Genomic DNA, 7,812 nt, shown 5'->3' with positions numbered 1-7,812 from the left:
GGCATTTGCCCCTTGGTTGTCAGGTGTTTAATCATAGAAGTAAATCAGACAACACACGACCCGGCCTAAGATAAGAGCTATCTAAGGCCGGGTCGCGTCGCAGATGCGGAAACGTTATATGCAATCCCTACAGTGTTTAAAAACACAAATTCGAGGTGATCTAATGACAGTTCAAATCCGTCCTGTAGTTTTTGAAGATTCAAAAACTGTCCAAGAATATGCTTCTGATTATAGAATATCTCTAACAAGTAATGTTCCCTATCCTTATCCAGAAGGTGGAGGGGAATTTTGGGCCAGAATGGTAATATCACGACGAGAACAAGGAACTGCATTTGTTTTTTCAATATTTGAAAAAGAGCAATTTGCAGGTGTAATGTCACTAAACGGTATCAATGATGAAGAAAGAACAGCTGAATTAGATTATTGGATTGCAGAACCATTTTGGAATAGAGGAATAGGGACAGCAGCATTGAGGCAAGCAATAAAATATGCTTTTGAAGAATTGAAGTTAGTAACAATTAGAAGCGCATGTCTTGCAAAGAATAAGGGATCCTCAAAAGTCCTTGAAAAGAATGGATTTATAAAAACAAATGAATTCATATTTGAAGACGGGAAATTTAAAGATGAAGAAGGATATAGATTCCAATTAAACACGCCAATAAATTCTTAGTTGATTCGAAGAAGGCAGGGACAGCAAATAACAACGTATCTTCACCGCGGCCTGACGGCCTTGGTCTGCACGAGGGATATCGGGGAGCGTATTCAGCAGACAACCCTGCGACCCTAAGTCCTGGCGGACCCAGTCGCTACGCTCCTTTAGGGCTCTCGGGTTCGTAGATACAACAACGTTATATGAAAGTCCAGAAAGACGACATAATACTTAAAGCGGAGGTAACTTAATTTGAATAAAATAGTCAACCTCAATTTAATTAACAATACAATAAATGATTTTGGGTGGTATCAATGTCGTTATATTAATGAATTTAGGTTTTTTATAGATAGGAACAAATACTATGAAGAGATATCTATTCTGGAGATTGTATTTGAATACATTGGGACAGAGAGATATTTAATTAAAGTTCAATTTAAAGAATTAGGGCCTTATGAGTTAAAAGCTGGTGGTTCCAGAATACAATTAAGTAGTTTTCAAATTGAAGATATTCGAGATCATGGATGGAATGAATTGAATTATGAGATAACTGATTGTGAAATGGATTCTGGAATAAAATTTTATTGTAAAGAAATTGAAATAATATTAATAGATATTTGTAAGTAATTCAAAGAAGTCTGGACCTTCATATAAACCATATTCACACTTCGGGCCATTCGGCCCTCGGTCCGGCAGAAGTTAGAAGAGGATTCGGGGAGGCATTTCATCAGCGAGGAAGCGGAATCAGCCGGACACACCCGCACCACCCAACCGCGTCGCGGCCAGTCGCTGCTCTCCTTTAGGGTGGTGGGGCGTCGTGAATACCAGAACGTTATATGAAATCTGTGAAGGTATGGTTTTTAAAGGGGGGAATACATGGAGAATAAACAAAAAAAAGGGCAGGTAGTTTTTATAATAACAGTTATCTGCTTTATAGCGTTTTTTTATAGCACTACATTTTTGGAGAATTATAACGGGAATAAAAAAATAGCTCTCTTAGTAAACGGATCCAGACAATTAACTATAGAAGAAATTCAAAAAATTAAAGTTAACAGTATTACTTATGGATTTTGGGGTGATGAATTTGGTAATGAAAAAGGAGATGCTAAAACGTATATATTAATTAAACAAAGGTCACAAAAAGTGCTATTAAGAACAAATGATTTAGAAGATATTGCTGGATACATGAATGAATAATTATAAATATCATGTAAGTATATCTAAGAAGTCACAGACTTCATATAAACCAACAAAACATTTCTACTTCGTCGCTGGCGCTCCTTGGTCGCCAAGGGGGATTTCGGAGAAGCTTATTCAGACGACACATTCAACCAGCTAAGTCTGACGACCCGGCGCTACGCACCTTAAGCCGCTTGAACGTCAGAAATGCGAGAACGTTAGGCGAAACCGGGCAGTGAATAACGTTTAAACATAAAAGCCTGAAACAAGAAGGGATAATTATTATGATTATTTATTCAGAAGACAAACTACTTAGAGCTGCTGATGTAGCCGAAGTATTTAAAAAATCAGGAATAAAAAGACCATATGAAGACGTAGAGAGACTACAAAGAATGATAGATAATTCGGATATTATTATTAGTGCATGGGATGACAATAAAATGATAGGGCTAGCAAGAGCAATAACGGATTATTCATACTGCTGCTATCTATCTGACCTAGCTGTAGATAAGGAATATCAAAATCAAGGAATTGGAAAGCAATTAGTGAACAAATTACAAAACTTATTAGGAGAAGAACCTTCATTGGTATTACTCTCATCACCAGGAGCAATGGAATTTTATCCTCGAATTGGATTTGAAAAAGCGGATAAAGCATTTGTAATAGCAAGAAAGAAATAAAGGAAATTTGTGAGTGTCTCAAGCCGGCATCGCCTAACATTATATTACTACAGCGGTCGCTACGCTCCCTAGGTCACCAAGAGGAAGTTTCGCAGAAGTTTGTTCAGGTGACACATCCAACCGGCTAAGTGGCAGAGCCACCCGGACCTGCGGTCCTTAAGCCGCTCGGACGTCAGAAATGCACAACGTTAGGCGAAATTCATTGAAGGGCGGTTAAAAAGATGCCAATCGATTTTCACGATAGCAAAAATCATTCAACTTATGCAACTCGTGTAGCCGAAGAACAATGGCTAAAAACTATTGAGAAATATGTTGATATTGAAGGGAAACATATACTTGACCTTGGATGTGGTGGAGGAATCTACTCTAAAGTATTTGCTTTATCAGGTGCAACACATGTTACTGCAATGGATTTTTCTGCGGAAATGTTAAAGGGTGCGGCAGGAAATTGTAAAGATTTTAATAATATCACTTTTGTGCAGGGGAGTGCTTTAGAAACAAATTTAAAGGAGAAACAATTCGATGTTTTGTTAGAACGAGCATTAATTCATCACATCGCTGATCTTGAAATGTGTTTCCAAGAAGCCAATAGAGTACTGAAACCAAATGGAAGATTTATAATTCAAGAGCGCACTCCTGAAGATTGTGCTCTCCTAGGAAGTGATACACATATCAGAGGATATTTTTTTGAAAAGCATCCTAAATTACTTGAAAAAGAAATCAGTAGGAGATATTCGAGTCGTAAAGTTTCAACAGCCTTAAAACAAACAGGATTCAATATGATAATAGAATTACAGTACTGGGAAACAAGAAGAACATATAATGATTTCGAACAACTTAAGCAAGATTTATTGAATAGAACTGGACGATCAATATTGCACGAACTATCAGAAGATGAATTAATAGATCTGGTTAAATTCATAGAAAATAAAATAGGACACACTAAACAAATAAAAGAAGAAGACAGATGGACTGTATGGATCGCAGAGAAGCAATGAACTTCGCTTAAACATAACATTCCTACTGCGGGGCATTCGCCCCTTGGTTACCTGAGGCGTTTCGAGGAAGTGAATTCAGACAACACATTGATTTCCCTAAGATAAGAGCTATCTAAGGGGAATCAACGTCAGGAATGTATATACGTTAGCTGAAATCGAGGCAATATAATAATAACTAATAACATCTGAGGGAGTCATTCGAAAATGAAGTATCTAATATTTCTTATGATATTCACAACATTATTCATAACTGGTTGTTCAGAGAATACGAGTTATACTACTACGATAAATATAGAAGCTGATTTAATGACTCTTGAGAATATAAAAAACTCAGGTGTAGATTTATCTAAGGAACAATTAGTCGATTTTCATATTTCTGTTAATAATAAAAAAAACGGAAACAAAGTATCATCAGTCTTAACAAGCCAGAATTATCAGTGTAATATTTATAAAAACTTCGCTGGGAATGCATGGACTACTGAATGTTCAAAAGAGATGTTACTGGAGATTGATTTACTTACTGAAGAACAATATAAGATTGATAATGTAGCTCAAAAATATAATGGCTATCTAGACGGTTGGGGTCTCATGGTAGCACCTTGAATTAAAGACTTATTATGAATTTGATTCGAAGAGGGCCTCGACATCAGCTAAACACTGCATTCCTACTGCGGGCATGCGCCCTTGATCGCTAGAAGGATTTTCAAGGGGTATATTCAGGCGACACATTCAACCGGCTTAGTCTGACGACCCGTTCCCTGTGGTCACTTAAGCCGCTTGAACGTCAGGAATGGCAAACGTTATTGGGAATTCTTACATCATATTAAACAAAGATAATACAACCGAGGTGATATTAATTTGATACATTCAAAAAAACGATTATATTTTTTAGACAATTTAAAAGTGTTTTTAATTATGCTTGTCGTTGCACATCATGCGGGTCAACCTTATGCAGGTGCCGGATGGTGGTGGTATTTTACAACAAATAACTCACCTGGATTAGGTTTCTTTTTTGCTGTAAATGCAGCTTTTTTTATGAGCCTATTCTTTTTGATTTCGGCGTATTTAGTCCCACTTTCTCTAGAGAGGAAAAGAATTGGTCCATTTCTCAGAGAGCGGTTTATTCGATTGGGTATTCCGCTGGCTATTGGTTTTTTATTACTTATACCGTTTTCATGGCCTGAGATTAATTTCGGTCACTTATGGTTTCTCCAACATCTATTGATTTATGTTGTGATTTACGCAATCATTCAGTCGCTTAGCGGAAAATACCTGAAAGATCGAACTGAATACGTTCCCAAACCATTTCCTAATCAAATCGTCATCATACTTTTGACCATCTTTGTAAGCTTGTTGACGTTTTTTATCCGTATTAAGTATCCTATCGGTCATTGGATTGGATTTCTTGGAGTTATTCAAACTGAATTTGCCCATGTTCCACAATATGTGTTCTTTTTCATTTTTGGACTTGTTGCAGCGAGGAATAATTGGTTTGAGAGAATACCTAAATATATTGGACTTACGTGGCTATTAGTAGGGGGAGTAATTGCATTGATGATGTATGCAGGTAGAATAACATATTTTCAAGCGGGTGGCTTGAATTGGGGAAGTCTAGGGTATTCTTTTACTGAAACATTCTTATGTTCAGGACTATGTATTGGATTAATATACTTGTTTCAACTAAAAGCCAATAAATCTAATGTAACGATGATGATGTTGTCATCGAATGCTTTTCCTGTATATATTTTTCATGTTCCCATCGTTGTTGTTTTACAATATATCGTTGAACCTTTGCCGGTATCTGCATACTTTAAATTTTTTTTAGTAGTCGTATTGGGAATTTCACTGAGTTTTTTATTTAGTCATTTTGTAATCAAAAAAATTCCGTATTTGAAAAAAATGTTTTAGAAACCGGTGCAATAGTGTGATTCAATGAAGGCAAGAACTTTCGATAACAATGTTTTCCAGCTGCAGGGCTTACGCCCCTTGGTCTGCCAGAGGTATTTCACGGATGAAGGTTCAGGCTGACACATCCCTCCCCCTAAGATAAGAGCTATCTAAGGGGGAGGGACGTCGTGAACACGGAAACGTTATCGGAAATTCAGGCATAGTAATAGCAAATTTTTATAAAAAAGGGTGAAATATATATGTTTACTAACTGTCTTCAAATTTTTCCAAGCTCTGATATGAATAAGACAGCAGAATTCTATGAACTCATCGGCTTCAGAGCAGTAAGTTATCTTAATTCGGTGGAACCACATATTTGTCTATACAGGGATCGAATAGAGATAGTTTTAACAAAATCAAATCAAGAATATATAGTACCTAATCGAGAAATACATGGATATGGATATGATGCATATTTAATAACAGATAACCAAGAGGAAATGGAGAAAGGTTTTAGTGAATTAGGAGTTAAGATTGTACGATCTCTATCAACGACAGATTACAACAATAAGGAATTTGTGTTTGAAGATATAGATAGAAGATGGATTGCGGTTGGTAATAAACAGTGAATGAATGGAAACATTAAGAACGAGTGATAGCAATTTCGAAGAGGGCTCGAACATCCGATAACACTTTGGATTGGTTGCGCAGTTGCTCGAAAAAAGGACCTTCATAAGCACTGCATGAAGACATTTAAAATGGTGATCATATGAGCAGGAAAGTTACTCGGCAATTGCGCAAATCCATGTTGAACGATGCCGCAAATATTTGCTAGCCTATGGGCTTTGTTATATACTTCCTTCTCTTAATGTTGCACAATAAAAGAGAATCCAATTTCCAAATGATAAGGTTAGCGTGTTCATTACGGATAAATACATACCTTCCCCCTTCCCAGATCAGGCATCGTAGTGACAAGTATGCTATTCATCGCGCTTACCCACCGCCAGGATTCAACGTCAATATCTGACACCAAGTTCCTCCATAGGAGGGATAAAGCGAAATATCCACACCAGTTAATTTAAAAATGAGTTCCTTCGCCGTCAACTTTATTTTGGGTTTAATCGGCATATGAGTCAGACGTAAACACTTCAGTAGTTTGGTTTTTCGATTGGCATTGCTGAGAAAGCCATAATACCTAATCTTCTGAAACCCAGAAGGTAGCACATGCATCATGAATCTTCGCACTTTGCCATCATCTTTGTAATCTCGGAAATGGAAGGTTACGGTCTGGTCGTCCATCGCTATCAATCTGTTGTTGTAAATCGCCGTTTTGTGCGTATATCGACTTAAATATTTGACGACGTGAAAGGAATTCTTGAACGGTTTTTTACAATAGACGACCCAATCCAGTTCATAGAGTGCATCTACGAGCGCGAGAAAAGAGGATTCCTCTGCGTAGGGCAGAGAGGATCCAGTAAATATTAGTGCCTACTCTGCATAAGCCTTTTTCAATATTGTGAAAATACGCTGTTAGTACTTTTTATGCATGTTTTAAAGTTGTTCCTAGTTCATTTATTGTCAAAACAATGATTATCTGAGGAGTATTTTATATTTTTTGAAATGAAAGATAAGTAGTATTGTACATTTACCCAGACTTGGAGGAAGTCCTTTTGAAATCGACTGATGTTATACATAACTTTATGAATTGTTTAAATCAACTAAAAGTATATGATGTTTCACCGATATACGAAACTAATATGCCTGGATTTCATAATCATCCCTCACTTGGAATTGTGCAGAATCATCGCAATTTTTGCCACCATGGATATTATGCACAAACCTTAATTATTTCAGAGCACACGGGATCTCATGTTGATGCTCCTGTTCATTGTCACGGAGAACAAGCAACGATTGACCAATTACCTGTTGATTGTCTAATTGGTCCATATAAGAAATACGATCTTATGACCTTTGCTCCTGAGGCAGGTAAACCAGTTGAATTGGACATAATTAAAGATGTAGAAGAGCGGGATGGATTCTCCCTTCAGGCAGGGGATATTGTTCTTATTGACTTTGGTTGGGATAAATATTACAGGCCGGACTGTAGCGGTAATGAAAGAGAATGGTGGGGTAAAAATGAGCCTGGTTTAACCAGTGAAGTATGCAAATATTTTCATGAGGCAGGAATTAAAGCAATTGGGGCAGATACACCAGGTGTAGATATTTGTATGTTAAATGGGGAAATTCTAAGTGCTCCAGGTCATGTAGAGTACTTTTTACCGAACAATATTTTAATTATGGAGGGATTTAGTGGAATGAGCCAAGCTCCCGCAATGGGGATTTTTATGGCACTTCCATTGAAAATCAAAAATGGTTCTGGATCTCCTATTCGTCCTATTTTGTTGGCCTAGACTCATTA

10 protein-coding genes and 1 pseudogene are annotated in these 7,812 nt (G+C 37.1%); 10 read left to right on the top strand and 1 reads right to left on the bottom strand.

Going from position 1 to position 7,812, the window contains the following annotated elements; all coding sequences use genetic code 11:
• Positions 1 to 163 precede the first annotated feature (163 nt).
• The 9 genes from AC1TO8_RS20260 to AC1TO8_RS20220 all read left to right on the top strand — a co-directional run bounded on the left by AC1TO8_RS20260 (position 164) and on the right by AC1TO8_RS20220 (position 6,022).
• The gene (locus AC1TO8_RS20260; protein ID WP_482057428.1) at positions 164 to 670 is read left to right on the top strand and encodes a GNAT family N-acetyltransferase; all 507 of its coding nucleotides are present in this window, start codon (positions 164 to 166) and stop codon (positions 668 to 670) included.
• A 231-nt stretch (positions 671 to 901) separates the two neighbouring features.
• Positions 902 to 1,276, top strand: a complete 375-nt coding sequence (locus AC1TO8_RS20255) for a hypothetical protein (protein WP_482057427.1) — start codon at positions 902 to 904, stop codon at positions 1,274 to 1,276.
• 249 nt (positions 1,277 to 1,525) lie between these two features.
• Positions 1,526 to 1,846: a hypothetical protein gene (locus AC1TO8_RS20250; RefSeq protein ID WP_482057426.1), complete on the top strand. Its 321-nt coding sequence runs from the start codon at positions 1,526 to 1,528 to the stop codon at positions 1,844 to 1,846.
• A complete protein-coding gene (locus tag AC1TO8_RS20245; RefSeq protein WP_482057425.1) occupies positions 1,839 to 1,988 on the top strand; it encodes a hypothetical protein in 150 nt (49 codons plus the stop codon). The genes AC1TO8_RS20250 and AC1TO8_RS20245 overlap by 8 nt, the downstream gene beginning before the upstream one ends.
• 124 nt (positions 1,989 to 2,112) lie before the next feature.
• Complete coding sequence (locus tag AC1TO8_RS20240; protein ID WP_482057424.1) at positions 2,113 to 2,508, top strand: GNAT family N-acetyltransferase; 396 nt, start codon at positions 2,113 to 2,115, stop codon at positions 2,506 to 2,508.
• 221 nt (positions 2,509 to 2,729) lie between these two features.
• Positions 2,730 to 3,506: a methyltransferase domain-containing protein gene (locus AC1TO8_RS20235; RefSeq protein ID WP_482057423.1), complete on the top strand. Its 777-nt coding sequence runs from the start codon at positions 2,730 to 2,732 to the stop codon at positions 3,504 to 3,506.
• A gap of 204 nt (positions 3,507 to 3,710) precedes the next feature.
• Positions 3,711 to 4,109 (top strand): ribonuclease E inhibitor RraB, encoded by a 399-nt coding sequence (locus AC1TO8_RS20230; RefSeq protein WP_482057422.1) that lies wholly within the window; start codon positions 3,711 to 3,713, stop codon positions 4,107 to 4,109.
• Between the two features lie 255 nt (positions 4,110 to 4,364).
• The gene (locus AC1TO8_RS20225) at positions 4,365 to 5,414 is read left to right on the top strand and encodes an acyltransferase family protein (RefSeq protein WP_482057421.1); all 1,050 of its coding nucleotides are present in this window, start codon (positions 4,365 to 4,367) and stop codon (positions 5,412 to 5,414) included.
• 239 nt (positions 5,415 to 5,653) lie between these two features.
• Positions 5,654 to 6,022, top strand: coding sequence for a VOC family protein (locus AC1TO8_RS20220; RefSeq protein WP_482057420.1), 369 nt, complete (start codon positions 5,654 to 5,656; stop codon positions 6,020 to 6,022).
• 364 nt (positions 6,023 to 6,386) lie between these two features.
• On the opposite strand, the pseudogene AC1TO8_RS20215 reads toward AC1TO8_RS20220, so the two are convergent.
• Positions 6,387 to 6,878: pseudogene (locus AC1TO8_RS20215) on the bottom strand (transposase); the annotation flags it as partial.
• A 185-nt stretch (positions 6,879 to 7,063) separates the two neighbouring features.
• Between AC1TO8_RS20215 and AC1TO8_RS20210 the strand changes: the two are divergent.
• Positions 7,064 to 7,804, top strand: a complete 741-nt coding sequence (locus AC1TO8_RS20210; protein ID WP_482057419.1) for a cyclase family protein — start codon at positions 7,064 to 7,066, stop codon at positions 7,802 to 7,804.
• The last annotated feature ends 8 nt before the right edge of the window (positions 7,805 to 7,812 follow it).

Source organism: Paenibacillus sp. Y859 (genome assembly GCF_056786405.1).
This window is presented reverse-complemented; position numbering and strand designations above follow the sequence as displayed.

Coding starts and splice junctions, on each gene's coding strand:
- AC1TO8_RS20245 (WP_482057425.1), top strand. CDS start 1,839: ATGAATAATTATAAATATCATGTAAGTATATCTAAGAAGTCACAGACT.
- AC1TO8_RS20250 (WP_482057426.1), top strand. CDS start 1,526: ATGGAGAATAAACAAAAAAAAGGGCAGGTAGTTTTTATAATAACAGTT.
- AC1TO8_RS20240 (WP_482057424.1), top strand. CDS start 2,113: ATGATTATTTATTCAGAAGACAAACTACTTAGAGCTGCTGATGTAGCC.
- AC1TO8_RS20260 (WP_482057428.1), top strand. CDS start 164: ATGACAGTTCAAATCCGTCCTGTAGTTTTTGAAGATTCAAAAACTGTC.
- AC1TO8_RS20230 (WP_482057422.1), top strand. CDS start 3,711: ATGAAGTATCTAATATTTCTTATGATATTCACAACATTATTCATAACT.
- AC1TO8_RS20220 (WP_482057420.1), top strand. CDS start 5,654: ATGTTTACTAACTGTCTTCAAATTTTTCCAAGCTCTGATATGAATAAG.
- AC1TO8_RS20235 (WP_482057423.1), top strand. CDS start 2,730: ATGCCAATCGATTTTCACGATAGCAAAAATCATTCAACTTATGCAACT.